Genomic DNA, 26,509 nt, shown 5'->3' on the forward strand with positions numbered 1-26,509 from the left:
CGAAGCGGCGAAGTCGCGCTCAGGGCACGGCGAACACGACGGCGCCCTGGCCAAAGGCCGTGGTCGTGACGGTTGCCTTGACGCAGTCGCCCGACTCGAGCGCGACGGGCCCGTCGCCGCCGCCGATGTTGGCGGTCTCGTCGACGGCCCCGGGCGGCACGGTGGCGTAGGTGACGGGGCCGGCGAAGCCCTGCGGGAAGGCCTCGAGCTGCACGGCCCAGAACACCTCGCCGCCGGTCACCGGCTGGCCCGGGCCCGCGGGGGGCGTGGCGTCGGGGCCGATGAAGTACACGCCGAGGCCGTCGGCGGCGTCGGAGCCCTCCCAGTCGACGACGGGGTTGCCGTCGACGAACTCGACGCTCACGGGCAGGTCACCCTGGGGCCCCTCGGGGCACTCGCCCTCGGCCGTGGGCCGGGTCATGCGCCAGGTGATGCCCGACTCGACGAAGCCCGGACCCGAGATGGTCAAGGTGCCCTCGGCGTAGTCGCCGACGCCGTCCTCGTCGAGGTCGACGAGGGTGGCCTGCATGCCGCTGCCGTCGGCGAAGCTCGGGCCGATGGGGATGGGCAGGGCGGGGGTCAGCAGCTGGTCCCCGCTGACCACGGCGAGGCGCTCGAGGATGAGGTCGTCGCCGTAGTCGAGGAGCAGCTCGCCGCCGTCGGTGGTCCCCGCGGTGACCGTGAAGGGGACGAGGGTCTCGAGGGTGTTCTCGAGGTCGAACTGCTGCTCGGCGACGTCGGCCGTGGGCATGTCGACGATCCACAGGTAGTCCCCGGACAGGCTCAGCTGCGCCGGCTCGACGGTGGTCAGGGCGATCTCCCAGGCGCTCCGCTCCTCGGCGTCGGCGCCCTCGGGGGTCCACAGGGTCTGCTCGCCGAAGCTCTCGAAGCTCGGGTCGACGACCACGGTGTAGTCGCTGGCGTGGGCCAGGGCCGCGCTCGGGGTCAGGGTCAGGTGCCGGCCGTCGGCGTCGAGGCTGCGCTCGAGCTGGACCTCGGCGCCGTCGGGGCCGAGCAGGGTGACCTTGGCGAGGTTGGCCGGGTCGTCGAACACGGGGTGGGAGAACACCAGCTCGACGGACTGGTCGACGGCCAGGGTCTTGGCGTTGGGCCGGGGGTCGCTGCTGAGCACGAAGAAGTCGCGGGCGGTCATCTCGAGCATGAAGCGATCGAGGGCCGCGCGCTGGTCCTCGCTCAGGCCGGGGTCGCCGAGGCTCTCGAACACCTGGTCGATGGCGCCGTGGAGGTCCGTCGCCTCGCCGCGCTTGAGCCACACCGCGAGGCGGTAGCTGCCGATCAGCCCGGGCACGTCGGTGGTCCCCTCGGTCACGCCCTGGCCGAGCACGGCCCGGCTGGTCGTGAGCGGGAGGGGGTGGCAGCTGGCGCAGTTGGCCTCGTTCTCGAACACCTGCTTGCCCTCGAGGCCCAGGGGCGAGAGGGTGCCGTCTCGGCGGGTGTAGCCGTTCTCGGCCGGCGGCGGCATGATCGAGGCGAGGTAGCCCGAGAGCGCGCGGTGCTCGGCCGTGGTCGGGCGGATGCCGACGTTGGTATTGACCGTGAACGCGTAGTTGTCGACGGAGCTCAGGTAGCCGTCCCAGCCCAGGGGGTAGGTGCCCTCGAGCCAGAAGAAGGGTCGGCTGACCTTGCGCCCGGAGAAGGGCCCGGCGTTCCACACCAGGGTGTCGGACAGGCCGTCGGCGTGGCAGGAGTTGCAGGCCCAGTTCTCGGCGTACTGCTCGCCCGCGCCGGTGAAGTAGGCCTGGCCGTCGATGACCTCGGCGGGTCGCGGATCCTCGGTCAGGATCAGCGCGTCGGTGGTCTCGAAGTCGCTGACCCGGGTCAAGGTCGCGGCCTGGGAGCCGTGCACGAACAGCGTGGGCCCGGCGCCAGTCTCGACCATGGCGACGCTGCGCGGGCGCCCGGCGACCTCGGTGCGGCCGAGCTCGGCGAGGGTCTCGGGGTCGAGGGCGACGGCGAGGTTCGAGGCCTCGGCGACGACCCACAGGCGGTCGCCGACCATGGTCATGCCGTGCAGCGAGACGGCGTGGCCCCCGGAGCTGTCCTGGCGCAGCAGATCGGCGGACGCGAGCTCGTCCCCGCTGCCGGCGTCGACGATGGCGATCTCGTGCATGAAGCTGGGCTCGTCGACGGAGCCGAGGTTGGCCTCGGTGTCGTTGCGCAGCCGGCTGAAGTAGAGGCGCTCGCCGTCCTCGGACGGCAGAATCTCGGTGATCGTCGTGCCGAAGTCGAGCCACCAGTCGACGACCTCGTTGGTCGCCGTGTCGATGACCGCGATGTCGCGCTCGTTCTCGACCGGATCGTCGTCGTAGGGGAAGCGGTCGGGGTGGCCCGAGCGGTGGCTGGCGACCCACACCGTGGCGCCGTCGGGGGACACGGCGATGGCCAGGGGGTCGGTGACGACGTCGATCCGCGCCGTGCGGACGCGCCGGGCGAGGTCGACGACGGCGACGGCGTTCTCGGCCTTGAGCGAGACGTAGGCCGTGCTCCCGTCGGGGCTCAGGGCGACCTCGGCGGGCTCGTCCCCGACCCACACGGCGTCGATCAGGCGCCCGGTCTCGACGTCGAGGATGCCGAGGGTGTCGTTGCCGCGCTGGGCGACCACGGCGACGTCCATGCCCTCGCGCCAGGCCAGGGACACGGGCCAGGGGCCGACTTGGATCTCACCGAGCAGGGCGAGGCTGTCCGGGTCGACGCGCGAGACCGTCGAGCGCTGGACGTTGGCGATCCACAGCTCCTCGCCGACGGAGCTGGCCGCGTGGGCGGCGTAGTAGTTGAGGTTGGAGAAGGGCCGGGACTCGGCCGGGACCACGCCGAGATCCACGGACTGACCGTCGGTGGTGTTGCTCAGCTCGAAGCGGTAGTCGCCGGTGGTCACCGGGGTGATGCGCCAGATGCCGTCGTTGCCCCGGACGATGGGATCGGTGCTGTCCGCCGGGCGCTCGGCCACGGTCCAGCCGACGTCGGCGCAGCTGGCCGTGTCGGCGATGACCGGGAGGTAGTAGGTCTCGCCCGCGACGAAGCGCGACTGGGCCTGGGCGTCGAATTGGTCGACGATGCACTCGTCAGCCGAGGGTCCTCCGCAGCCGGTCGCGGAGAGAACGGCGAACCCAATCGTGGCATGAAGTGTCTGTCGAAGCTTGAGTGTCATGGAGAACTCGTTTCAGCTGGTTTTTCGCGAGGTTCCGTAGCCTGAACCTCCTAACCGCGTTAGTGATTCGCATAGAATTGAACGCTTGTCACCATCTGGCCGTACAAACCTTACTAATGCAAGCCGGGGCTCGCTCACGGCGGAGCTCTCACCGAGCGCAATCACGATTTCCGCGAACAATTGCAAACGGACTTGATCCGAAGACCAAGTCCGTCGATGGGGGCCGGGCGGGGCCGCGTCAGCGCGCCTGGACGTAGAGCGAGAAGGGGATGTTGCCCTGGCCGTCGACGAACACCGCGTCGGGCACGTCGATGACGAACTCGTGGCTGCCCGCGCGCATCGCCCCGAGCTCGATGATGCGCGTGTCGATGACGTCGCCGGGGCACCAGTTGCTGAACGACTGCCACTCCTCGTCCGTGCGCGGGTAGAAGCCGTAGATGCCGTTGGACTGGGTGTTGTACTTGCGCCACGGCTCGCAGCTGGTCCGCCCGGGCTTGTACTCGAGCACCAGCTCCCCGTCGACGTAGACGAAGTGGTCGCGGCGGTTGTACTCCTCGCCGCCCTCGTTGGCGCCGTGGTTGCTGGTGATCAGCACGAGCTGCACGAACTCCTTGTCGCCGTCGAGCTCGAAGCTCCGGGTCTTGCGGGTCGTCCCGAGCTCGTCGCTGGCGCCCTCGCCGTAGTTGTTGAAGCCCTCGTTGACGGCGATGGGGATCAGCGTGTCGAAGGCGAGGGCCTCGCGCTCGCTGGTGGTGTAGAGCAGCAAGGTCCCGAGCTGGGTGTCGTTGCGCCCCTCGCAGCCGGGGATCTCGTCGTTGGCGGCGTAGGGCACCCCAAAGATGCTCAGCTCGAGCCAAAAGTCGTACTCGGCGAGCAGGGCCTCGTCCTTGAGGATGGGCACCAGGTTGTCGGCCTCCCACTGGTAGGGGACGGAGGTCGGGTCCTTGTTCATGTCCATGAAGGGCGTGACCAGGCGGGCGACCTCGAGGCGGTCGACCTCAGCGGGGACGTAGGTGTCGGCGCCCTTGGGGACCATGGCCAGGTTGACGTGGCCGAGGCGATCGTAGTTGTCGCACAGGGCCCCATTGATCACGCCGAGGGTCAGGGTGTTTTGGATCTTGGCGAGCTGCTCCTCGGTGAGCTTGGTGGCGTAGAGGGCGTTGCTGTGACGGATGACGCCCTCGGGCACGGGCTCGTCGACGACGCCCGCGTAGCCGTCGTAGAAGATGATCTCGTCGAAGATGGTCAGCTGCTCGGGCTCGAGGGGCTCGCCGGACTCATCGGACTCGCTCTCCTCGGTGGTCGCGTCGTCGTCCGCGGGGGCGCCGTCGTCGGTGCAGGCCAGCGCCAAGGATGCGGCGAGGACCAGGGGGGGCAAGTGGAAAGCGCGCATGGCTCCTAGAATACCACGCGAGTTCCGGTTGAAAGAGGCGCCGGCGGGCGCGTGAGGTCCGCTATGATCAGCGGGATGGAGCCCGAGGCGGGGGCGGATTTGGGGGAGACCCTCGCGGCGTCGGAGGGGGGCGACGAGCTCGGCGAGACCTTGATGGGGAGCGCGCCTGAGCGGGCGCGCGGCTCGGGGGGCGGCGCGCTGGACCGGGCCGCGCGCGAGCCTCGACGCGGCGACGTCTTCGGCCGCTACGTGGTCCTCGGGCGCCTCGGCGCGGGGGCCATGGGGGTCGTGCTCGCGGCCTACGACCCGGAGCTCGACCGCAAGGTGGCGATCAAGCTGCTCAAGATGAGCGGGGGCGGATCGCTGGCCGCCCGCGAGCGCCTCCAACGGGAGGCCCAGGCCCTCGCCAGGCTCGACCACCCCAACGTCGTCGGCGTCCACGACGTGGGCGAGCACGGGGGCCAGCCCTTCGTGGCCATGGAGTTCGTCGCCGGGCAGACCCTCGACGAGTGGTTGAAGGCGGGGCAGGGCGCGCGGCCTTGGCGGGAGGTGCTGCTCGTGTTCCGAGCCGCCGGGGCGGGCCTGCGCGCCGCCCACGAGGCCGCCCTGGTGCACCGCGACTTCAAGCCCGAGAACGTGATGCTCGGCGACGACGGGCGGGTGCGGGTGATGGACTTTGGGATCTCGCGGGTCGAGGTCGGAGAGGGCGAGGCGAGGGCGGACGCCGAGGCTGGGGCCGAGGCTGGGGTCGATCCGGGCGTTGATCCGGGCGCGGCGCGGCGCGGCGCGGAGTGGACCCGCTCGCAGCTCGACGGCGAGCGCCTGACCCGGACCGGCGCGCTCATGGGCACGCCGGCCTACATGCCCCCGGAGCAGTTCGCGGGCCAGCCCGCCGACGCGCGCAGCGACCAGTTCAGCTTCTGCGTCGCGCTCTACGAGGGGCTCTACGGCGAGCTGCCCTTCGCGGGCGAGACCCTGGGCGAGCTGGTGCTCGCGGTCACCGAGGGCGCGGTCCGGGAGGCCCCTGCGCGGCGCAGCGCGCCGCCGTGGCTGCGCCGCGTCGTCGTCCGTGGTCTGGCGAAAGATCCGGACGCGCGCTGGCCGTCGATGGCGGCGCTGCTCGAGGCCCTGGCCGACGATCCGGTGCCCCGTCGGCGGCGGCGCTGGGCCGCGGCGGGGGCGCTCGCCCTGGTGGTCGGCGCGGTGTGGGGAGGGGCTCGGCTGGTCGAGCCCGATCCGCCGCGCTGCCAGGCCCACGAGGCCGAGGAGATCGTCGCCGAGGTGTGGAGCGCCGACGCGCGGGCCAGCTTGGAGACGAGCTTCGCGGCCACACAGCTCAGCTACGCCGAGGACACGGCCGCGCGCGTCGGCGCTCGCCTCGACGCCTACGCCGCGAGCTGGGCGGCGGCGCGGACCGAGGCCTGCCTGGCGGGGGAGCGGGGGGAGCAGTCGCCGGCTCTGGTCGATCGTCGAATGATCTGCCTGGACCGCGGGCGGGCGCACCTGCGCGGCCTCGTGGGGGAGCTCGCGCGCGCCGACGCGGACACGGTCGAGCGCGCCGTGGAGGCGGCGCTCGAGCTGCCGAGGCTCGAGCGCTGCGCCGACGCGGAGGCCCTGATGGCTGAGCTCGCGCCGCCGGAGGACCCCGCGGTGGCGGCTCGGGTGCGCGAGCTCGACGAGCGGCTCGCGGCGGCGAAGGCCCGGGCCGACGCGGGCAAGTGGCGGGAGAGCCAGGCGATGGTCGAGGCCGTCCTCGCCGACGCGGAGCCCCTCGACTACGCGCCCTTGCTGGTCCGCGCGCGCTTGCAGCGGGCGGACTGGCTGACCAACCAGGGCGAGTACGAGGCGGCAGACGCCGCGCTCGAGGCGTTGACCCACGAGGCGCTGGCTCTGAAGATGATGCCCGAGGCGGCCAGCGCCGCGAATTCGCGGCTGTTCGTGGTCGGCTACGCCCTGGCGAAGGCGGAGGAGGGGGCCCGCCTGCGACCGCTCGCCCTCGCCCTGACCGAGGCCGCGGAGGCCGACGGGGATCGGCGGGCGCGCTCGCAGCACCTCAACGCGGCCGGGGTGATGTTGGCCAGCTCGGGCGAGGTCGAGGCCGGGCGGCCCTTGCTCGAGCAGGCCCTCGCCCAGCGCGAGGCCGAGGTCCCGGTCAACCGGCTCGCGGTCGCGGTCTCGCTCAACAACCTCGGCGGCGTGGTCAAGTTCGCGGGCGAGCTCGAGCGGGCCGGGGCCTACTACGGGCGCGCCCTGGACATCAAGCGCGAGCTGCTCGGGGACGGCCACCCCAAGGTCGCGTCGACCCTCTACAACCTCGGCTTCGTGGCCTACGACCTCGGCGAGCTCGACGAGGCGCGGGCCCACTACGAGGAGGCGCGGCAGATCTGGACGGCCGCGAACGGGTCCGACTTCGTCGACGTCGGGCTGTGCTGGAACAACCTCGGGCTCGTGGCCAAGGACGAGGGCAAGCTCGAGGAGGCGCGGGCGAGCTTCGAGGAGGCGCGGCGGATCTGGACGGAGGCCGTGGGCCCGGAGCACCCCGACGTCGCGTCGGCGATCAACAACCTGGGGCTCGTCGCCCTGCTCGAGGGCCGGATCGAGGACGCGCAGATCGAGTTCCAAGAGGCGCGGCGGATCTGGGCCGCGGCCTACGGCGAGGACAGCCTCGACGTCGCGCGGACCGACTACAACCTCGGGGAGGTGGCCGCGGCGAGGGGGGACTACGCCGAGGCCGAGGCGCTGTTCGGGCGCGCCCTGGCGACCCGCGAGCGCGAGCTCGGGCCCGGGCACACGGAGGTGTCGGACACCCTCGTCGGCCTGGCGCTGGCCGTGCAGGGCCGGGGCGAGGCCGAGGCCGAGGGCCGGGAGGCGCGCTTTGGGCGGGCGCAGGCCCTGATCGAGCGCGGCCTGGCGCTGCGGGTCGCGGCCTTCGGCCCCGAGCACGTCACGGTCGCCAACGTCCACTTCGATCTGTGCTCGATCCTCCTCGGCCAGGCCGGCAGCGCGGGCTCGGAGCAGCGGCGGGCGCTGGCCGAGCGCGCCGCGGCGGCGTGCGGGACGGCGCGGACCTTGTGGCAGCGCGCCCGCGGCCCGGAGGACGCGAGCGTCGCTCGGGCCGAGGAGGGCATCGAGCGCGCCGAAGCGCTCCTGGCCGAGCTCGAGTGAAAGCCGTCGCGCGAGCTCCGCGGGCTGGCTATGCTCCCGCCCGTGCCGGACTGGAAGAAGCTGTTGGACACGGCCGCCGAGAAGGCGGGCGAGGGCCTCAAGGTCGCGGGCGAGGGCCTGCGGACCGCGACGGACGAGGCGCGCAAGGTCGCGGGCATCAACGTCGGCACGATCACCCTAAAGCCGAGCCGCACGAGCTACTCCCTCGGCGACACCATCGCTGGCACCGTCGAGCTCAACCTGACCGAGCCCATCCCCGCCCGCCGCCTGGTCGTCGCGCTCGTGGCCACGCGCAAGCGGATGACCGCACAGCGCGGCTCCGACGGCCGCGTCGCCCCGGTCCAGCGGACCGAGACCCTCGTCGATCACCAGGTCGACGTCGAGGGCGAGCAGAGCTTCGTCAGCGGTCGGCACCGCTTTGCGATCCACATCCCGGACTCGATCGAGGCCAAGGTCGACGTCGGCGGGACCCTGGGCGACGTGCTCAACGCGGCCCAGGCCGTGCGCTCGATGACCGCCTCGCCGATTCGCTGGAAGCTCCGCGCCTACCTGGACATCCCCTGGAAGCGCAATTTGAGCAAGGCCATCGACCTCTCGGTCCGGGACGTCTGAGCGCCGGGCTCACTCGAACACGGCGGCGATGTCTTCGATGCTCGGGCTGTCGCGGAGCACGACGGCGCCGGGGCCCAGGAGCTTTGAGATCGGTCGCCCGGCGAAGCCTGGCCAGTAGGTGTCGGACAGCTCGAAGGCGTTGTCGAGGACGACGGGGTGGCTCAGGCCGTGGACGTTGGCCCACAGGTTGAGGTCCTCGGCGGCGATGGTGCGGGTGCTGTCGTGGAGCATGGTCAGGACGGTGAAGCCCTGGTCGCCGTACTGCTCGACGAGCGCGGCGTACTTGGGCGCCTCCTCGTTGCACTGGCCGCAGTCGAAGCCCGCGCGGACCAAGAGCACGGTGCGCTCGCACAGGTCGGCGTGCAGGCTGATGGGCTCGCCCCATTGATCGAGGCCGACGACGTCGGGGGCGACGTCGTCGACGTAGAGCCCCGTGGGAACGGGGGCCTGGTCGCAGGCGTAGCCGTAGGCGGGGCGCTCGCCGAGGGGCTGGGTGGGATCGGGCTCGCCGGTCTCGGTCTCGGTGTCCGTGTCGCCGCTCTCCGCGGCCGCTTGGGAGCTCGCGTCGGCGTCTTCCTCGGCGGAGGTGCACGAGGCCGACGCCAGCGTCACGAGCAGGGCGAGGGCGGCTCGGATCGAGCCGAGTCGAGCCAGGCATGGATGCGCCAGTGTCGAGGCCGTTGCCATCGAGCGGGGCCTAGACGAAAACGCTCATGACGCTAGCGAGTCTCCCGCGGGCGTGCCGGGTTGACCTCGAGTGGGCAGAAATTGCTGAACGCGGAGGTCGCCGCGCACGCAGTGTCGAGCTTGTAATCGGCTTTCGAGGATTGCGGGCCGGTCGTCACCAAAGCGTCGCGAAGCTGAGCATGGTTGGCTTTGGCTCCGGCCGCGAGGCGGGCATCATGCGAGCATCATGACTGAGCCTGAGTGTCCCGAGAACGTTGTCCCTGCCGCTACCGACGCCGTTGAGGCCGCCGCCGAGGTCGGCTCGGAGCTCGGGGTCGATCGCCGCACCTTCCTGCGCATGGGCGCCGGCGCGGCGGCGACTCTGGCCGTGACCGCGTGTGCGGACGACGGCGTCGCCGGAGACGGCGAGGACACGGGCACGGACACCGGCGGCGACGACGAGGTCGGGAGCACGGACGAGACCGGCACGGAGACCGGGAGCTCCGACGACACCACCGACAGCACCGAGACCGAGACGACCGAGACCACCGAGGAGTCGACGGAGACCGAGGGCGAAGAGACGGACACGACCGGGGGCGAGGACCCCTGCCTCGAGGGCGAGATCATCGACTTCGACCCCGAGGCCCTCGACTACGAAGAGCAGCTCTTCCCCCTCGCGGTCATGGCCGGCGAGATGCGCCCCGAGTCGGTGATGCTCGCGGTCTACATCGACGACGCGCAGCCCAAGACCCTGCGCGTGTGGCTGCCCACCGACACCCCCGGCCAGGTCGAGCTAGTCAAGGAGATGGAGGTCACCCCCAACGCCGACGGCTACCTCAAGGTCACCGTCGACGGCCTGTGCCCGGGAACCTGGTACCGCTACGGCTACTTCACCTCCGACGGCCAGAGCTTCCTCGGCCGCAGCCTCCTGGGGGAGGTGCGCACGGCCATCGCCGAGGACTCCCTCGAGCCCGTGGTCGTGGCCATGTCGGCCTGCAACGGCAGCTCCTTCGACTGGCCCGCCCTCGATCGCACCGCCGAGGAGTACTACGACGTGTTCTGCCACCTCGGGGACATGGCCTACAACGACGGCGCGTTCTCGACGGGCGAGTACCGCGATCGCTGGAAGCAATACCTCAGCGCCCAGGGCTTCAAGGACGTCTACGGCCTCGCCGGCCTGTACGCGACCTGGGACGACCACGAGATCACCGACAACAGCGACTTCGACCGCGAGACCAACGACCCCAACGAGCTCGAGAAGAAGTCGAACGCGCTCAACGCCTACTTCGAGGTCCTGCCCATCGAGGGCGGCGAGGGCAACTTCCAGCTGTGGCGGAGCTTTCGCTGGGGCCTGACCGCCGAGTTCATCGTCCTCGACTGTCGCTACGAGCGGCTCCCCTCCCAGGGCGAGTACATGACCCAGGCGCAGATGGACTGGCTCAAGCAGACCCTGCTCGACAGCCCCTGCCACTTCAAGGTCATCCTCAACTCGGTGCCGATCACCAACATGCCCTTCATCTGGGACATCGCGGCCAGCGATCGCTGGGAGGGCTTCCCGGACTCGCGCAGCGAGCTGCTGAACTTCATCGACGACGAGCAGATCGAGAACATCTGGTTCATCTCCGGCGACTTCCACGTGTGCTTCGTGTCGCGCATCGAGTCCATGGGAGCGAACTTGGCGGCGCGCACCCGCGAGATCGCGGTGACCGGCGGCAATACGAACATCCTCGGCAGCAGCCTGACCTTGTCGGGGCACTTCGACTACGGCGCGGGCCAGCCCCGGGGCTGCGTGCTGACCTTCGACCCGTCCACGGACTCGGTCAATTGCCGGTTCATCAACCCCGACGGCGGGGACGACTACAACGAGGACCTGACCCAGGACTGAGAGGGCTGAGAGGGCTCAGTCGGCTTCGAGGAGGGCGAGCTCCGAGGCCGGGCGGGTGCGCAGGCGCTCGCGGATGGCCTCGGCCTGGCGCTCGTACGCGTCGGCCTTGGCAGGATCGAGGATCGCGAGCAGGTCGAGGGTCAGGGCGGCGCGCGGGTGGCCGTCGGCGCGCAGGTCCGTCCAGCGCGCGAGGGCAGCCGCGGCGAGCTCGAGGGCCTCGGGGTCGCGGCCGAGCTCGTGGAGCAGCGCGGCCCGGCAGTGGAGCGCGAGGGCGTGGAGGACCTCGGGGTCGCCCGGGCCCTTTGCGATCTCCTCGATGTCGGCCAGGGCTTGGTCGTAGAGCTCGAGGGCCCCGGCGCGGTCGCCCCGGGCGTGGACGAGGCGGGCGAGCTCGAAGGTGTGGGTGGCGAGGTCGGCGGGCTCGATCTCGACGGTGGCCGCGTGGCCCGCGAGCAGCGTACCCGCGCGGTCGAGGAGGGCCTGGGCGCCGTCGAGGTCCCCGAGCTCTCGGTGCAGGCGCGCGTCGAGGATGTCGAGGCTGAAATTGTTGACGCCGGGACGCTCGGTGAACCCGACCAGATCGGTCCTGGCGTCGGTGAGCTGGGCGACGGCGGCTTCGCGCGCGGGCTCGCCGAGCACCGCGAAGCGGCCGACCATGACCTCGGAGAGGTTGATGTGTAGGTTGGCGAGGTCCTGGGGGCGCCCCCGGCTGCGGGCGCGGACGTCCTCGCGCACGGACAGCAGTCGAGCCTCGGCCTCGACCCAGCGGCCGAGGTAAGAGCCCACGCCGCCGAGGTTGATCTCCATGAGCTGAATTTGGGTATGGCCGGGGATCAGCTTCTCGCGCCGGAGGCGAAGGACCTCGAGCATGGCCGTGCGCGAGGCGTGGACGTCGTTGGTGGCGTAGGCGCGAATGGCGATGATGTTGAGGGCGAGGGTCGCCATGAAGTGCTCCGAGTTGGTCAGCTGCTCCGTCCCTTGGAGCTTGCCGTCGGCGTAGTCGATGGCGAGGAGCGCGAAGGTCTCGTCGACCTTGTCGGCGACGCGCAGCTGGTGCTCGGCCTCGGGGCTGCGCGAGAGCGCCAGGGCCTCGTTGAGGGTCAGCCTCGCCCGGGCGATGCGGGAGGTGTGGAAACGCTCTTGCCAGGCGTGGGCGAGGGCGGCGAGGCGCAGGGCGGGCTCGACCTCGAACAGGCGGTAGCCGACCACGTAGGTCAGGTTGGTCGCGGCCTCGGCCGCGATCAGGTCCTGGCCGGTCTGGACCGCGGCGAGCATGGCCTCTTCGAGGACTTCGCGGGCTTCGGCCGCGGGTGCCGAGCCCGCTTTGAGTTCGCCGAGCAGGAGCAGGAGCTCGACGCGGACCGGCTCGTAGCCGAGGGCTTCGGCCTCGGCGATGAGACCCTCGACCTGGGCGTTCATGTCGGCGTAGCCGAGCATGTAGCGGGCGCGGAGCTGGGCGCTGCGTTGGCGGATCGAGCGGACGGCGCGGGCGGTCTCGGGGTCGGCGGGGATGGGTCGATGGGCCTCGAGGTAGTCGCGGTCGCTGCAGGCCTCGACGGGGGCGAGGTTGGCGACCACGCGCGCGACCCCTTCGAGGTCGCCCTGTGCCTCCGCGAGCACGTCGACGACGGAGGCGAGCTCGCCCGCGAGGCCGTCGAGGCAGCGCACGCGGGTGTCGAGGAGCTGGGCGGACTGCTCGTGGCGGACGTGGGTGTCCTCGCAGGCGTCGCGTCGGCCGGCGACCCACGCGTCGGCGTAGGCGTCGAGGTCTCCGATCACGCTCTCGCTCAGCCGGGCTCCGTGCGCGCCACCGACCTCGACCAGCCGGGCGTGGAGGGCCGCGCGGCGCTCTTCGTTCCAGCTCTCGGCGAGCTGGTCGCGGGCGTCGGGGCACAGCTCGGGGGGCGGCGGCGGGGCGTCGCGGGCCAGGGGCGAGAGCGCGAGGGCGGCCACCGTGGCGACCAGGCCCGCGCCCAGGCCCCAGCGTCGCAGCTTTTGAGTGGGGTTTTGGGCGAGCGCGTCGAGGAGCGCGCCCATGTCCGACCATCGCTCGTCGGGGTCGACGGCCAGGCCGCGCCGGAGGGCGCGCTCGACGTGGGTGGGGATGCGGACGTCGGCGCTGTGGGTCTCGATGCGGCCGCTGCTGACCGCCGCGCTGAGCTCCACGAGGTTGCGCCCGCGGAAGGGGCGGGCGCCGAACAGCGCCTCCCACAGCGCCACGCAAAAGGAGAATTGATCGCTGCGCGCGTCGAACTCTCCGGTCGCGAACTGCTCGGGGGACATGTAGGCCGGTGTCCCGAGCAGGGCGCCGGTGCGGGTCAGCGGCGTCGAGAGGCCGGAGCTCGACAAGTCCCCGCTGCTGCCGCTGCGCTCGGGGGCCGGAGTGGGCATGGCCTCGCTCCCAGGCGCACCGCTCTCGGTCAGCGCGGCGAGCTCGTCCGGCAGCGCGATGGCGCGGGCCAGGCCGAAGTCCATGACCTTGATCTGCCCGTCCTCGGCGATCATCACGTTGTCGGGCTTGAAGTCGCGGTGCACCAGACCGGCGGCATGGGCCGCGGCGAGGCCCCGACCGGCCGCTCGAAAGACCTCGGCGATCGCCTCGTGCGAGGGGCGAGGCTCGGCGCGCAGCCAAGTCGAGAGGGTCTGGCCCTCGATGAACTCCATCGCTATGTAGGGCGTGTCCTCGTGGATGCCGCCCTCGTAGACCTGCACGACGTTGGGGTGTGAGAGTCGGGCGAGGCCTTGGGCTTCCCGAAGCATGCGCTGGTGGGCCTCGGGCCCGCTGCGGCTGGCTCGGAGCAGCTTGATGGCAGCCTTGCGGTGGAGCTGCTCGTCGTAGCCGAGGAGCACCACGCCCATGCCGCCCTGGCCGACCTTGCGGAGGATCGAGTAGCGACCGATGCGAGCCGCGACCGCCCCGGTGCTCTCGGGTTTGGCCGAGTCGGCGTTGGGCGCGCTGAACATCGCCGAGAGCACCCCATCGAGGACCAGCTGGCGCTCGAGGGGGGAGTCGAAGGCTTCGAGCTTGGGCAGGGTCTGGCCGGAGCTCAGCGCTCTGGCTTCTCCGTCGCTGGCCGAGCTGGCCGAGCTCGCCGACTCGCGCTCGCTGTCGTCCGCCAAGGTCGTCTCGATGGCCACGGTGGGAGAAGTATGGTTTGGGCCCGAAGTGTCCAAGGCGGCAGGGGCTGAGGGGAAGGGCGGCGAGCGCTACCTCCGCGGCAGGGCTCAGGGAGACGATTCTACTCGCGTTCGGCCTTCGAGAGCGGCGTCCAGCCAGGTGCGGAGCTCGTCGAGGTCGCGGCAGGCTTCGATGGTCACCCGGGTGTCCTCGTCGATACTCTGGTTTTGGCTGGCGAGGACCTGGATGAGCACGCGCGCGAGCTCGCGGCAACGCCCCTCTTCCCGGCCGGTCTCGAGGCCTTCGGCGCGGCCGGTCTCGAGGCCTTCGGCGCGGCCGGTCTCGAGCCCTTCTTCCCGGCCTTGGGTGAAGTAGGCGTTGGTCCGCTCCATGGGTCCGAGCGGCGCGTGGGGATCGACCTCGAGGAGCTCTGGGGGGAGCTCCTCGAGTTGCTCGCGGGTCAATGTCGTCAACACCAACTCACGATAGACCCGACGCTGGGGCAGGTCCACGGGGTCGAGCTGCCGGAGGGCGTCGAGGGTGGCCCGAGCACAGGCCGCCCCGTGCTCGCTCCGGGCGTGAAAGAGGGTCGTCAAGGTCGCGCGGGCGGGGTCTCGACGCGCGTCCCCGGTATTGGTCATGGGTGGCAACATTCGAGGCTCGACAAACCATGGCGATGCACGTGGCTCCGCCTCGAACATTTGCTGGTACCACTCTCGGAGCTTGGGGTCGGGGATCACCACCAGGGTCCAACCGCTGCACTCGAACAGGCGCCGGACGCCGGCGGCGTAGCTGAGCCAGGTGTAGCGTTTGAGCCGGTCCGCGGAGGTCTGGACTTCGACGGCCAGGGCGAGGGCGTCTGGGCGCGCGACGATCCAGTCGGCGTGGAGCACCGCGTCGGGGGCGGCTGGATGGGGCAGCTCGTTCGCGCGGGTCTCGAAGCTCGCTTCGCAGCCCTGCGTAGCGGCGGCGTCGAAGTGGCGGGCGAGTTCGAAGAGCAGGGGCGCGTTGGCCTTGATGAGGACCAGCAATCCTTGGTGGAGGAAGGAGGGCACCTCCAGCCCATGTCACGGTCGATGATGGAGGGCAACGCGGGGGCTGGCACGGTCGTCGGCCAAGGCGGCCCGTCAGTGGGCCACAGGAGGGAGTGTTCGCGCCCATGCCCATGCCCAACCAGCCGGGCGAGCACGACGACGCGATTCCCTCCTCAGGAGCCCGGAGTCACGCCGAGGTGCGCGGCGACTTCGGCGTCGAGGACCGGGTAGACGCGCTCGAGCGGCGTCTGGAGGCGGCCGAGTTGACGGCTGTCCACGAAGGTGCGCTGGGCGTGGACGAAGGGCGTGATGTCCTCGATGCCCCGGCACCAGCCTTCGGCGAAGGCGCGCAGGGTCGCGCGACGCAGGCCCAGCTGGATGGCGCGGCGCTCGAGCTTGCCTCCGCGGGGTCCGTGGTCGGGGTCCCACTGCAGGCGCACGTCGCTGCGGCGCCCCCGAGCTTGCCAGGTGGCCCGGTCGGCGTAGCGCTCGGCGACGAAGCTCGAGTGCACGGCCTGGCCGAGGATGGCGTCGAAGCCCGCGCGTTCGAGGTGCACGGCGAGGACCCGCTCCTGGTCGCGCTTCGTGGCCCATCCGCAGCGGAACATCATCCACAGGAAATTGGGCTTGATCCAGCTCATGCGCTCGAAGGACCAGGGACCGCCGAAGCGCTGATGCTTCACGGCCCAGGCCGCGATGGCCGGGTTGTAGGCCTGGTAGACGACGACCGCCTCGTCGTCGTAATGGGCGAGGACGTGGCGGCCGGTCTGGGGCCAGCGCTCGCGTTGCTCGAGGTAGGCCGCGACGCTGAGGCGAGCGGGGGCGGTCATGCGCTGCGCCGCTTGCTGCGGGACTTGGCGGGTTTCTTTGCGGTCGGCTTCTTGGCGGGTTTCTTTGCGGTCGGCTTCTTGGCGGGTTTCGTTGCGGTCGACTTCTTGGCGCTGGGCTTCTTCGCGACCTTGGTCGCCTTCTTCTTCACGGCCTTGGTCGCCTTGCCCGTCTTCTTCTTGGCGGACTTGCCCGCGCTTCGCCAGCGCCGAGCCTCGTCGATGAGCGCGCGGGCGTGCTCGCGGGCGCTGGCGGTGACCCGCTTGCCTCCGAGCATGCGGGCGAGCTCTTCGACCCGGGCGTCCTCGTCGAGGGCGACCACCCGGGTCACGGTGCGCCCGTCGACGACCTGCTTTTGAACGCGGAAGTGGGCGTCGGCGAAGGCGGCGATCTGCGGCAGGTGGGTGATGCACAGGACCTGGTGGTGGCTCGCGGCCTTGCGCAGGCGCGAGCCGATGGCCTCGGCCACGGCCCCGCCCACGCCCGCGTCGACCTCGTCGAACACGTAGGTGGAGACGCGCTGCTCCGTGGACAGCACGCTCTTGACGGCCAGGAGCACGCGGCTGAGCTCACCGCCGGAGGCGACCTTGGTCAGGGGCGCGAGGGGCTCGCCGGGGTTGGCCGAAAAGCGCAGCTCGGCCCGATCGCGGCCGCGCGGGCCGAGCTTGGGGGCTTCGTCGGCGTCGCTCTCGGACCGAGCGTCGAAGGGCTGGATGGCCACGGCGAGGCGGGCGTTGGGGATGTGCAGGGCGGTGAGCTCGGCCTCGACGGCGCGGGCGAGGCTGCCGGCCGCGGCCGCGCGCCGCTCGTGGAGCTCGTCGGCGAGGGCGAGGCAGCGCCGGTGCCGGCTCAGGGCCTCGGCCTCGAGCTCGCCGAGCTGCTCCTCGGCCCCCTCGAGGCTCTCGAGCTCCTCGCCCATGGCGGCGACGCGCTCGAGCAGCTCGTCGATGTCGCAGCCGTGCTTACGGCGCAGCCGCTCGAGCTCGTGGACGCGGTCTTGGACCTGCTCGAGCTCTCCGGGACCGCACTCGATGGCGTCGCTCATGCGCGCGGCCGCGCTGGCGGCCTCTTCGGCGGCGATCTGAGCGCTCTCGAGCTGCTCGGCCATCTCGTCGAGGGCGGCGAGCTTCTTGCCTTCACCCAGCCGCCGGGCCCGATCGAGGAGCACGGCGAGGCGGGAGGCGATGGCGTCGTCGCGCTCGTAGAGGAGCTGGTGGGCCTCGGCGGAGAAGCGCCCGAGCTCGTGGGCGTCACGGAGCAGGGTCAGGCGCTCGCGCAGGGCCTCGTGCTCGCCGGGCTCGGGGGCGACGCGCTCGAGCTCTTCGATTTGGAAGCGCAGGTAGTCCGCCCGCTGGAGTCGCTCGGCCTCGTGGTCGCGGATGTCTTCGACGCGCTGCACCAGGGCCCGCCAGCCGCGGTACTCGGCGGCGTAGCGCTCGAGCGGACCCTCGGGCCCGTCGAGCTCGGCGTGGGCGTCGAGGAGCTCGAGGTGGTGGCCGACGTGGGTGAGGCTGTGGTGCTCGTGCTGGCTGCAGATCTCGAGCAGCTCGCCCCCGAGCTCGCTGAGCACCGAGAGCGTGGTCAGGTTGGACTGGACCGCGGCGCGCCCCCGGCCCGAGCGCTTGAGCTTGCGCTCGACCACCAGCTGACCGTTCTCGAGGTCGAGGTCGTGGGTGTCGAAGAAGCCGCCGAGGCGGGCGTGCACGCCTTCGCGGACGGTGAACTGGGCCTCGACTCGCGCCGCCTCGTCCCCCTCGCGGACCAGCTCGCCCCGACCGCGCGCGCCCCGGAGCAGGGCGAGGGCGTCGACGATGATCGACTTGCCCGCTCCGGTCTCGCCGGTGAGCACGTTCATGCCCGGCTCGAACTCGAGGGCGACGTCGTCGAGGAGGGCCAGGCCCCGGATGTGCAGGTAGTCGAGCACGGCCGAGGGACTAGCATGTTCTGCGCCGATGTTCAGCACTGGCGGCGCAAATTCCGGTGGCCCGTGTTCTGGCCTGGATCATCTGCAGCTCAGAGGGTTGGCCAAAACGAGTTTGGCCAACCCTCTGTCTACTTTAGCCGTCGTGGACGACGCCACGCCCTCCCTGCCCCACGTCCACGACTCAGAGGAGCGGCCAGAACAAGTCCTGTCCGCCCCTCTGTCTATTTTAACCGTCGTGGACGACGCCACGCCCTCCCTGCCCCACGTCCACGACTCAGAGGAGCGGCCAGAACAAGTCCTGTCCGCCCCTCTGTCTATTTTAACCGTCGTGGACGACGCCACGCCCTCCCTGCCCCACGTCCACGACTCAGAGGGTCGGCCAAAACGAGTTCTGGCCAACCCTCTGTCTATTTTAACCGTCGTGGACGACGCCACGCCCTCCCTGCCCCACGTCCACGACTCAGGGACTGTGAATGAATCCACAGTCCCTGACTATTTTGTCCGTCGTGGACGACGCCACACCCTCCCTGCCCCACGTCCACGACTCAAAAGAGGCTCTGCTGCCGGGGAGCGGGCGGAGCGGGGCGGATGCACGCGGGGTCGTCGTTGCGCACGTCGTTGACCCGCTTCGACACGGGCGTGGCCTCGAGCAGCCCTCGCCGGCCCGGGACCAGGAGCTCGGGGGCGGCCTCGGCCCCAGCGTCGCTCAGCCACAGCCCGACGGCCTCGGGCTCGAGGATCGCCGGCATGCGGTGGTGGATCGGCGCGACGTCGGGGGAGGGCGCGGTGGTCAGGACGACGAAGCGCCCGCGCTCGACGAGCCCGGCGAACAACAAGAGCCCTCCGTCGGTGCGTCGAAACCAGTGCGGCGTCTTCTCGGCGCCGCCTTGGTTTCGGTGCCACTCGAAGAAGCCATCGGCTGGGATCACGCAGCGACCGCGCCGGAGCGCCGTGGACCACAGGCTGCGCGCAGGCTCGAGGGCGCGCTCGGAGCGGGCGTTGATCAACAGGGCGCCGCCGCGCGGGTTGGGCAGGCCCCAGGGGACGCGGTCGAGGGTCCGGCCGGTGGGTCCTCGGCGCAGCAGCCAGTGGGGCTGGGTCGGGGCGATGTTGTAGCGCGGTCGGTAGTCCGGGAGGGCGCCGGGGTGTGTCGTCAGCCCGAGGGCCTCGATGAAGGCGTCGGGATCGGGGCCGGTGAGGGACATGCGACCGCACATGGGCGTGGGGAGCCTAGCCCGATGTCAGGGGCGGCCGAAGGTGGTGCGTCAAGAGCGCCAGGCGGAGGCGAAGAAAAATCGAGCGGGCACCCAACACTTCGCACCGCTCACACCTCTCGCCCATACGATGAACGCACTCGTGACCGCTCCCGCCAACCGCTCCGAGCTCCTGGCCCACGACGACGGGCTCCGCGCCCTCGCGCGGGTGCTGACCCGGGAGGACGCGGAGGATCACGTTCAGGACACCTACGTCGCCGCGCTGAGTCACGAGGCGCCGCGCTCGGCGGGTCCGTGGATGCGCCAGGTGCTGCGCAACAACGTCCGGGACCAGGCGCGGCGTCACCGTCGGCGGCGGGAGCTCGCGCACTACGTCGAGCAGCCGGCAAGCGGGGCGAGCTCGGAGCTGCCAGAGGCGCAGGTGGCCGAGCACGAGGCGGCGCGCTTGCTCCGGGAGGTCCTGCGCGAGGTCGGCGAGCCCTACCAGGAGGTGCTCGAGCTGCGCTACTTCGAAGAGCGGAGCGCGGCGGAGATCGCCCGGGAGCTCGACCTGCCGCCGGGGACGGTGCGCTGGCGGTGCAGCGAGGGGCTCAAGCGCATGCGCCAGGCCCTCGACGCGCGCTCGAACGAGCAGGAGCGGCCGTGGATGGGCATGATGCTCGCGTTCGCGGGTCCGGGCGTGGTCGCGGAGCCGGCGAAGCCGGCCGCCAGCGCGGCGACGGGGCTGAAGTTGATGGCGGTCGGCGGCCTGACCGTCGCGGCGGTGTTGGTCGCGTCGATGGTCGGTTTCGGTGAGGGAGAAGAGCCCGGGGTGAGGGCACCGGTGGCGGCGCGGGTCGAAGCTGCGGCGGCGCCCGTCGAGGCAGACCTGCCCGCGGCCGAGGAGGCTGAGGTCGAGGCACCGGCGACGCCTGTGGGTCCGGGGGGCCCCGCGGGCGCGCCGGTGTCTGCTCCGACGCGCCCCGCTGCTCCGGAGGCGGCGGTCGAGGACGAGGTGCCGTCGGTGGATCGCCGGGCGGAGGCCCGCCAGTGCATGGAGGACGCGATCGCGGCCTTCAACGCCGGCCCGGAAGACGCTCCAGGAGCCGTCGGCCACCTCGTCGAGGCGGGGAACTGCGCCGAGGATGCCCACGCCATCGGCTACGGCGTGCAGATCAACCGGACCTTGCTCGAGCGCTACCCCGACTCGCTCTACGCCGAGGACGCCAAGGCCTCCCTGCGTCGATTGTTCGCCAGCATCGTCGACGCCGAGGCCGGGCTCGATACGGAGTGGGGCCAGGACTGCGTCGCGCCGCTCGAGGACGATGGCAGCGTCGAAGAGCGCCTCGTGGCCGCCCAGTGCCTGACCGACGCGGCCATGTTTGGGGCGGCCCTCGAGATGCGCCAGGGGCTGCTCGCGGACCTGGCCAAGGCCGACCTCGAGGCCAACGCCGAGGCGATGGAGGCGCTCGAGGGCAACATTGCGAAGTACAGCGAGATGGGCGCGGAGTGGCTCGAGTCGCCTGAAGACGACTGAACCGAGAACAGAGCCTGGGGCGCCCCAGCGCTCGGGCGTGGGCGCGCTCCAAATCGCTCGCGCGTCGCCGGAACAGGGGGCGCGTCGCCCTATACTCGGCCCATGTCTTCGTCATGTACGCCCCGCCGGCTCCCTTGGACGAGCGGGCAGGGCCGTTCCCTCCTCGCCCTCTCGCTCCTCGCGCTGGGCTCGGCGTGTGCCGACGACGTCGTGTCGACGGACGAGGTTGGCGAGGATGGCAGCGGGGAGTCGAGCACGACGGGCACGGAGGAGGAGTCGAGCACGGAGAGCGAGTCGAGCACGGAGTCGACGAGTGAGGGCGAGTCGAGCACGGAGAGCGAGTCGAGCACGGCGTCGACGAGTGAGAGCGAGTCGAGCTCCGAGGGCAACGAGTGGGAAGAGGTCACCGACGGCTCGAGCGACACGGGCGAGCTGAGCGAGACGCTCTGCGCGTCGGGGCAGTGGCCGCCCGATCGCGTCGTGGCGATGATCGTCGGCGAGCAAGAGCCGCCCACGGTTCGGCTGCTGCGCGCCGACGGAGACACCATCCTCCTCGACACCAGCTTGCCCGGCGCGGCCGCGGACGCGGACGTCGAGGTGATCACCGCCAGCGGGGGCGAGTACGTCTTTGTTGGGGCTTACGACGCCGAGTCCGGGCTGGACCACGCGCTGTCGCGCTACCGCGCCTACGACCGGGACACCGGGGCGATCGTCTGGGAGCACGGCGAGACGGCGTGGGAGCCCGTGGGAATCTGGGGCGTGTTCATCAGCGCCGACGGTCGGGCGGCCTTCACCGCGGACGAGGTCGGCCAGAACGAGGACACCTACTCGTCGCGGGTGGTCGACGCCGACGGCATCCTCAACGTGGGCCAGGGCAACGCCTACGGCGCTCCGGGGGCCGACGGTTGGATGACCATGAACGGCGGCGAGGACAGCAATTTTTGGCGCAACGCCGACACCCTGGAGACCATGGGCGGGTCCTACGGGGGCTTCGAGATCGGCCTGGACTCTTTCGACGAAGACGGCGTGCTGGTCTCCATCTCCAACGCCGACGACACCATCTCGATCGTCGAGGAGTACCTCGGCCAGGTCCTCGACATCACGCCCTGGCCCGAGGTCGAGGCGCGCTTCGCCGAGGGCTGGGGCCTGTCGAAGTCGAGCGTCGACCAGCGCTGGCTCATCCTCGACATGGACGACCAGGAGATCCTGTTGCACATGCGCGACGACGACGTCAGCGAGGAGTTCTCGTTGATCCCGCCGCCGGGGCAGGTCGAGCCGACGTGCAGCTACAGCAACGCGACCTTCAACCAGTTCGGCGAGCTGCTCTCGACCTGGCGGGGCGCCGACGGGGACCGGGTGTGGCGCAAGGACGCGCCCGGGATGGACTGGGTCGTGGAAGACTCGCTGCTGCCCATCGCCTACCTCCACCGATCGCAGCTGCGCGTCCTCGGGGAGGTCACCTACCTGCGCGGCTACGGACCCGAGGAGTGGGTCTGCGGGGCCGCGCTCAACTGGGAGAACACGCCGCCGGAGACGCTGTTTGGATCCTCGCTGCAGCTGCTGCGGCCGAGCTCCGGGGTGAGCGTGATCTCCGACTACGGCAGCCGCCCGCGGGTCAGCCCCGGGGGCGTGTGCGCGGCCCGGCCGGTGTCCGACGACCCCGACGCGGTCTGGCGCATCGACGACCTCGTCGAGGACGTGTGGACCCCCGCTCCCGAGCCCGGCGTGATCGCCTGGCTGCCCGAATGAGCGGAAGGGTTTACTTCACTTCATGGCGTCGACGCCCCGCTCCCGGGCCGTGGACGGTCGCATGCGCAGGTCCGGGAAGTTGAGCGCGGCGTTGTCGGCCATGATGACGAAGGGTCGCTCGATGAACTCGAGGCCGCCCTCGCCGTCGTGCTCGATGACTTGGAGCTTGCCCATGCCGTAGCCCATGGGGCCGCGGGAGTAGTAGTGCAGGCCGATGCGGTAGGGGAAGGCAGACCAGCGGCCGTAGCTGACGAAGGCCTCGGGGCCGTAGCCCGTGGTCACGTCGGCCACCAGGGCGCCGCTGGGGATGGCCAGGGAGCCGTGGAAGGCGACCTGCCCGCGCTTGTCCATGACGTGGAGGTCGACGTCGTTGGTGTCGGTCTCCCAATTGAGCACGACGCGGAGCGACTCGCGGGTGTTGACTCGGGTGTAGCGGGCCTGGGTGCGCTCACGGATCTCGGCCTCGCGCTCGGGCGCGCGGGCGATCCAGGTCGCCGCGACGATGCCCAGGTCCTGGCGGAGGATGGTCTCGTAGCCGTAGAAGCGGCCCTCGGGATAGGGGGAGCTCAGGCCGGCCTCGAGGGTGTCGAAGGCGGCCTCGAGGTCGCCGAGCTTGACCTGGGTCCAGGCCACGAGGCGGTAGGCCGTGGGGTGATCCGGGCGCTGGTCGAGGGCGCGGGAGTAGGTGTCGAGGGCGAGGGCCCAGCCGGGCTCGCCGAGGGCCTCGAGGCGGGCGCCGGCCATGCGCCGGATGTCGGCCCGACCCGGGTGCAGGTCGATGAGCGAGCCGAAGGCCCGAGCCGCGTCTTCGCTGCGGTCGAGGGCCGCGTAGGCCTGCCCGAGCGCGACCATGGCCAGGACCTCGCCGGGGGCCTCCTCGACCCACGCGGTCGCGAGGGCGAGGGCGGCGTCGAGCTCCTCGCGGGTGAGCAGGGCCATGAACTCGGCGTAGCGCCCGGTGTAGGGCTTGGAGTGGTCCGCCTCGTCGAGGACGTGGCGGGGGACGTCGACCTCGAGCAGCACGCGCTCGGCGAGGCGGCGGCGACGGTCGATGGCCTCGACACCGGACAGGGCCCGCCGACGGGGGGCCTCGGCGGAGGCGCCCGCGGACGTGGCGCTCACGCCTCCGCCGAAGCCTGCCCCGCCGCCCACGCCGTGGCCTTCGAGGGGAGAGCCCGATTGGTCGAGGCGGATCCGGTCCGCGGCCACCGCTCGCGCCGAGCCGTAGGTGGAAGCCTCGAACACCTCTTCACCGGCGAGCCCGCCCCAGACGTCTTCGTCCTCTTCCTCCGAGGCGCCAAAGCCCATGCCGCTGCCGCTGCCGAAGGCGTACTTGTCGTGGTCCTCGAACGCGTTGCGGGCCGCGACCACGATCTCGGTCTGGTCGCGGATCAGGGCCTCGACGCCCTCGGAGCCCACGGTCAGGATCTCGGCGAGGTCGTCCCGGGGGATGCCGTAGTCGTCGTAGTCGTCCTCGGTCTCGAGCACGAGCAGGGCGGTGTAGTCGCTGAGTACCCGCGCGCGCACGGAGGTGTCGACGACGTGCTCGCGCAGGCGCTTGCCCTGCTCGCTGGCGAACGCTTCATCAGACATGGCCGCGAGCTGGCGCTGGTAGGCGTCGATGGTCGCCCGGGCGAGGGCGCGGTCGACCAGGGGCGCCGGCGCGGCCTCGAGGGCGACGGGGATGGCTTCATCGCCGATGCGCATCTCGAGGGCGCGGGCTCCCTCGCCGTCCCCCTCGAAGCCCGAGTCCATGCGCGCGTAGACCAGCACGGCGTCCCCGGGCTGCACGCCGTCGACGGTCGCCGGCCACACCCAGCTGGCCCCCTCGACGGTCACGGGCAGGCCCGAGTGCACGCTCGAGCGCAGCCGGGTGGCGAGGGCGTCGAGGGACTCGCCCGGGCGGATGACCAGGCCGGGATCGGGGAGCTCGGCGCGGACCAGGGCCTCGAGCAGGGCCGTGTCCGAGGCGTTGCCGTCGACGATCACGTCGAGGCGGCGCGTTCCGTGGTCGCGCAGGCGCCCGAGGGCGGCCTGGAGCCCCGCGAGCTCCTCGCCCGCGGTCAGCATCCCGTCGGTGATGGCGATCACCCGCGTGGGCGGGTCGCCCTCGGCCGCCCGGTTGGCGGGGAAGGCCAGGGCGTCCAGGGCCACGTCGAGGCGGGTCGCGCCCAGGGGCCCGCGGCGCAGCAGGGCGCTCAGGGCCGCGTCGTCGAAGCCGGCGGCGGTCCCGGTGTAGAGGGTCTCGACGCTCTGGTCGAAGGCGATGAGCTCGAGCTCGAGGCTGCGCGCGGGGTCGGCCTGGTCGAGGGCGGCGATCAGCTGACCCAGGCGCGCGACCTGGCCGTCGAAGTCGTTGGCTCGGGACGCGCTGGTGTCGAACAGGATCGTCACGCGCTCGAGCGGGGCGTCGCCCGGCCCCTCGGTCCGGCTCTGGGTGTGCGGCAGGGGGACGACGGAGCTGACGACCATGTCGCCGGCCCACACCCCGTGGCCGCGCTCGAGCCCGCCCCAGGCCGGGCGGGTCAGCTCGACGTCGCCGCGGGGTCGGACGGCGCGCTGGTGCACGGCGAAGCGCTCGAGGTCTTTGCTGCCCGGCAGCCCGGGGAAGGGCTGCGCGCGGATGTCGACGTCGAGCTGGCCGAGCTCGGGCAGGCCGCACAGGGGCAGGCGGTAGGTCTCGTCGCCGGCGAGCTCTTGCGAGTAGGACACGATCAGCTGCTTGTCGGCGTTGGCGGGGATGGGGAACACCCGGGCGCCGTAGACGTTGCCGAGCTGCTTCTCCATCAGCGCCGGATCGTCCTTGCGGTGGAGGATGTCCTCGTAGATTCGCTGCGCGGCCTGGCGCTCGACGACCTCGCCCTCTTGCCACTCGCCGTCGATGGCCATGGCGAGCCGGCTGATCGCCGCGTCCTCGGGCAGGGTGACCTCGAAGCGGCCCTCGATCTGCCGTGGGCGGGGGTTGTGGAAGGAGAGGTGGAGCTCGGTGAAGGCCAGGGGCCCGTGGACCACCACGCGGGCGTCGAGCTTGGTCAGGGCCAGGCCCACGCCGTCGCTGCTGGTCAGTGACAGGGGCGCGAGGTCGCACTCGGCGGTGGTCCAGCGCAGCGCCGAGGGCTCGGGAGCTTCGGGAGCCTTGGGCTCTTCTTCGGCTTGGGGCTCGGGCTCGGCGAGCGGGGGGCCGCTCGGACCGCTGGTTTCGGGGGTGAACTCCTCGGACAGCGACTCGAGGGTCTCGTGGGGGGCACAGCCGGCGAGCACGGCGGCTCCAAACAGCGCGAGGGGGAGGGCTCGGGCGGGGCGCATCACTCTCTCGACCATTGCGAGGCCCCAACGTTCCGAGACCCCGATCGACTTTCTGTCTGGTCCTCGATGCGCGGCGATGAATCTTTCGAAGGGCGGGGGTGTAAGCGATCAGCAATCGCTCGGCTCACGCCGAGGCTGCGCGTCGAGGCTCGCCAGGTAGGCCCGGGGCGAGGCGCCGACGGTGGCTTTGAAGTCCCGGCTGAAGTGGGCCTGGTCGGCGTAGCCCAAGCTCAGGGCGAGGGCCGCGAGGTCGACCCGTTCGCCCTCGGCCAGACGCGCGGCGGCCTCTTGAACCCGGAAGCGTCGAATCAGCGCCTTGGGCCCCACGCCGACGTGCTCGCGCAGCCGCCGTTGGAGCGAGCGCAGGGTCATGTCGCCGCGCTCGGCGAGCTGCTCGGCGCGGACCAGGTCGCGGTCTTCCCGGGCCAGGGCGACGAGGGCGTCGAGCTGGGCCATCCCGGGGTAGGCCTCGGGGTCGAGGGTTCGCAGCAGGGCCGAGAGCTGCTCGGCTCGGGCCGCGTCGTCTTCGGCCTCGCGCAGCTGCGCGTGCAGGGCGGGCGCGTCGACGCCGATGTCGGGGGCGAGGTCTCGGCTGTGGTCCGTGAGCGCGTGCATGGGCCCCCGGGCCGCGCGCAGGGCGTGGAAGCCCGCGGGTCGAAAGTTGATCCCGTAGACCGAGCCGCGCCCTTCGAGGTGGCGATCGTAGCGGCGCGTCCACACCCCGCTGAGGCTGAGCTGGTCGTGCTCGGCGACGAGGTTGGCGGCGGGGTTGGGGAGCACGGACTGGACGAAGGGCGCCGGCAGGTCCCAGTCGATGAGCCAGTAGTGGCTGACGAAGGCGCGCAGATCCGGCGGGGGCTCGAGGCGGCGCAGACGGAAGGCGCGCTCGGCCTGCTGCGGACGCAAGATGGCCCCCCGTATCGAGGGTAG

15 protein-coding genes are annotated in these 26,509 nt (G+C 71.6%); 5 read left to right on the plus strand and 10 right to left on the minus strand.

The genetic code is table 11. The annotated features are described in order from the left end of the window. Window positions 1-19: 19 nt before the first annotated feature. Both PPSIR1_RS26860 and PPSIR1_RS26865 read right to left on the minus strand, forming a co-directional pair. Window positions 20-3,169, minus strand: a complete 3,150-nt coding sequence (locus tag PPSIR1_RS26860) for an Ig-like domain-containing protein (protein WP_006974345.1) — start codon at window positions 3,167-3,169, stop codon at window positions 20-22. Window positions 3,170-3,407: 238 nt separating this feature from the next. Next, on the minus strand, window positions 3,408-4,562 hold the full coding sequence (locus PPSIR1_RS26865; protein ID WP_006974346.1) for a peptide-N-glycosidase F-related protein: 1,155 nt from the start codon (window positions 4,560-4,562) through the stop codon (window positions 3,408-3,410). Between the two features lie 75 nt (window positions 4,563-4,637). Here PPSIR1_RS26865 and PPSIR1_RS26870 point away from each other — a divergent pair, with 75 nt between their 5' ends. Continuing rightward, on the plus strand, window positions 4,638-7,727 hold the full coding sequence (locus tag PPSIR1_RS26870; RefSeq protein WP_198154620.1) for a serine/threonine-protein kinase: 3,090 nt from the start codon (window positions 4,638-4,640) through the stop codon (window positions 7,725-7,727). A gap of 42 nt (window positions 7,728-7,769) precedes the next feature. After that, a complete protein-coding gene (locus PPSIR1_RS26875) occupies window positions 7,770-8,339 on the plus strand; it encodes a vacuolar protein sorting-associated family 26 protein (RefSeq protein ID WP_157596030.1) in 570 nt (189 codons plus the stop codon). A gap of 9 nt (window positions 8,340-8,348) precedes the next feature. Here the strand turns inward: PPSIR1_RS26875 and PPSIR1_RS26880 are convergent, their stop codons facing one another. Beyond that, the gene (locus PPSIR1_RS26880; RefSeq protein WP_086001729.1) at window positions 8,349-9,026 is read right to left on the minus strand and encodes a peroxiredoxin family protein; all 678 of its coding nucleotides are present in this window, start codon (window positions 9,024-9,026) and stop codon (window positions 8,349-8,351) included. Window positions 9,027-9,252: 226 nt separating this feature from the next. On the opposite strand from PPSIR1_RS26880, the gene PPSIR1_RS26885 reads away from it, so the two are divergent. Beyond that, a complete protein-coding gene (locus PPSIR1_RS26885; RefSeq protein ID WP_006974350.1) occupies window positions 9,253-10,890 on the plus strand; it encodes an alkaline phosphatase D family protein in 1,638 nt (545 codons plus the stop codon). A 15-nt stretch (window positions 10,891-10,905) separates the two neighbouring features. Here PPSIR1_RS26885 and PPSIR1_RS43895 read toward each other — a convergent pair whose 3' ends face one another. From PPSIR1_RS43895 to PPSIR1_RS26910, 5 genes are all read right to left on the minus strand, one after another. Further along, a complete protein-coding gene (locus PPSIR1_RS43895; protein WP_006974351.1) occupies window positions 10,906-14,028 on the minus strand; it encodes a serine/threonine-protein kinase in 3,123 nt (1,040 codons plus the stop codon). Between the two features lie 87 nt (window positions 14,029-14,115). Continuing rightward, complete coding sequence (locus tag PPSIR1_RS26895; protein WP_045116824.1) at window positions 14,116-15,063, minus strand: hypothetical protein; 948 nt, start codon at window positions 15,061-15,063, stop codon at window positions 14,116-14,118. A 152-nt stretch (window positions 15,064-15,215) separates the two neighbouring features. Beyond that, on the minus strand, window positions 15,216-15,872 hold the full coding sequence (locus PPSIR1_RS26900; RefSeq protein WP_006974353.1) for a DUF4291 domain-containing protein: 657 nt from the start codon (window positions 15,870-15,872) through the stop codon (window positions 15,216-15,218). Further along, on the minus strand, window positions 15,869-17,794 hold the full coding sequence (gene recN / locus PPSIR1_RS26905; RefSeq protein WP_006974354.1) for a DNA repair protein RecN: 1,926 nt from the start codon (window positions 17,792-17,794) through the stop codon (window positions 15,869-15,871). The genes PPSIR1_RS26900 and recN overlap by 4 nt, the downstream gene beginning before the upstream one ends. Before the next feature lie 545 nt (window positions 17,795-18,339). Beyond that, on the minus strand, window positions 18,340-18,999 hold the full coding sequence (locus PPSIR1_RS26910) for an SOS response-associated peptidase (RefSeq protein ID WP_157596031.1): 660 nt from the start codon (window positions 18,997-18,999) through the stop codon (window positions 18,340-18,342). A 151-nt stretch (window positions 19,000-19,150) separates the two neighbouring features. Between PPSIR1_RS26910 and PPSIR1_RS26915 the strand changes: the two genes are divergently transcribed. Together PPSIR1_RS26915 and PPSIR1_RS26920 are read left to right on the plus strand one after the other, a co-directional pair. Then, window positions 19,151-20,524: an RNA polymerase sigma factor gene (locus tag PPSIR1_RS26915; RefSeq protein WP_198154621.1), complete on the plus strand. Its 1,374-nt coding sequence runs from the start codon at window positions 19,151-19,153 to the stop codon at window positions 20,522-20,524. A gap of 102 nt (window positions 20,525-20,626) precedes the next feature. Next, on the plus strand, window positions 20,627-22,273 hold the full coding sequence (locus PPSIR1_RS26920) for a hypothetical protein (protein ID WP_157596032.1): 1,647 nt from the start codon (window positions 20,627-20,629) through the stop codon (window positions 22,271-22,273). A 15-nt stretch (window positions 22,274-22,288) separates the two neighbouring features. Here PPSIR1_RS26920 and PPSIR1_RS26925 read toward each other — a convergent pair whose 3' ends face one another. Then, on the minus strand, window positions 22,289-25,579 hold the full coding sequence (locus PPSIR1_RS26925) for a VIT domain-containing protein (protein ID WP_006974358.1): 3,291 nt from the start codon (window positions 25,577-25,579) through the stop codon (window positions 22,289-22,291). Between the two features lie 108 nt (window positions 25,580-25,687). Continuing rightward, entirely contained in the window at window positions 25,688-26,485 is a 798-nt protein-coding gene (locus PPSIR1_RS26930; protein WP_006974359.1) for a helix-turn-helix domain-containing protein, read from the minus strand. Between the last annotated feature and the right edge of the window lie 24 nt (window positions 26,486-26,509).

This window comes from Plesiocystis pacifica SIR-1, assembly GCF_000170895.1.
GTDB lineage: Bacteria > Myxococcota_A > Polyangia > Nannocystales > Nannocystaceae > Plesiocystis > Plesiocystis pacifica.

Coding starts and splice junctions, on each gene's coding strand:
- PPSIR1_RS26920 (WP_157596032.1), top strand. CDS start 20,627: ATGTCTTCGTCATGTACGCCCCGCCGGCTCCCTTGGACGAGCGGGCAG.
- PPSIR1_RS26880 (WP_086001729.1), bottom strand. CDS start 9,026: ATGGCAACGGCCTCGACACTGGCGCATCCATGCCTGGCTCGACTCGGC.
- PPSIR1_RS26910 (WP_157596031.1), bottom strand. CDS start 18,999: ATGTCCCTCACCGGCCCCGATCCCGACGCCTTCATCGAGGCCCTCGGG.
- PPSIR1_RS26865 (WP_006974346.1), bottom strand. CDS start 4,562: ATGCGCGCTTTCCACTTGCCCCCCCTGGTCCTCGCCGCATCCTTGGCG.
- PPSIR1_RS26885 (WP_006974350.1), top strand. CDS start 9,253: ATGACTGAGCCTGAGTGTCCCGAGAACGTTGTCCCTGCCGCTACCGAC.
- PPSIR1_RS26900 (WP_006974353.1), bottom strand. CDS start 15,872: ATGACCGCCCCCGCTCGCCTCAGCGTCGCGGCCTACCTCGAGCAACGC.
- PPSIR1_RS26925 (WP_006974358.1), bottom strand. CDS start 25,579: ATGCGCCCCGCCCGAGCCCTCCCCCTCGCGCTGTTTGGAGCCGCCGTG.
- PPSIR1_RS26870 (WP_198154620.1), top strand. CDS start 4,638: ATGGAGCCCGAGGCGGGGGCGGATTTGGGGGAGACCCTCGCGGCGTCG.
- PPSIR1_RS26860 (WP_006974345.1), bottom strand. CDS start 3,169: ATGACACTCAAGCTTCGACAGACACTTCATGCCACGATTGGGTTCGCC.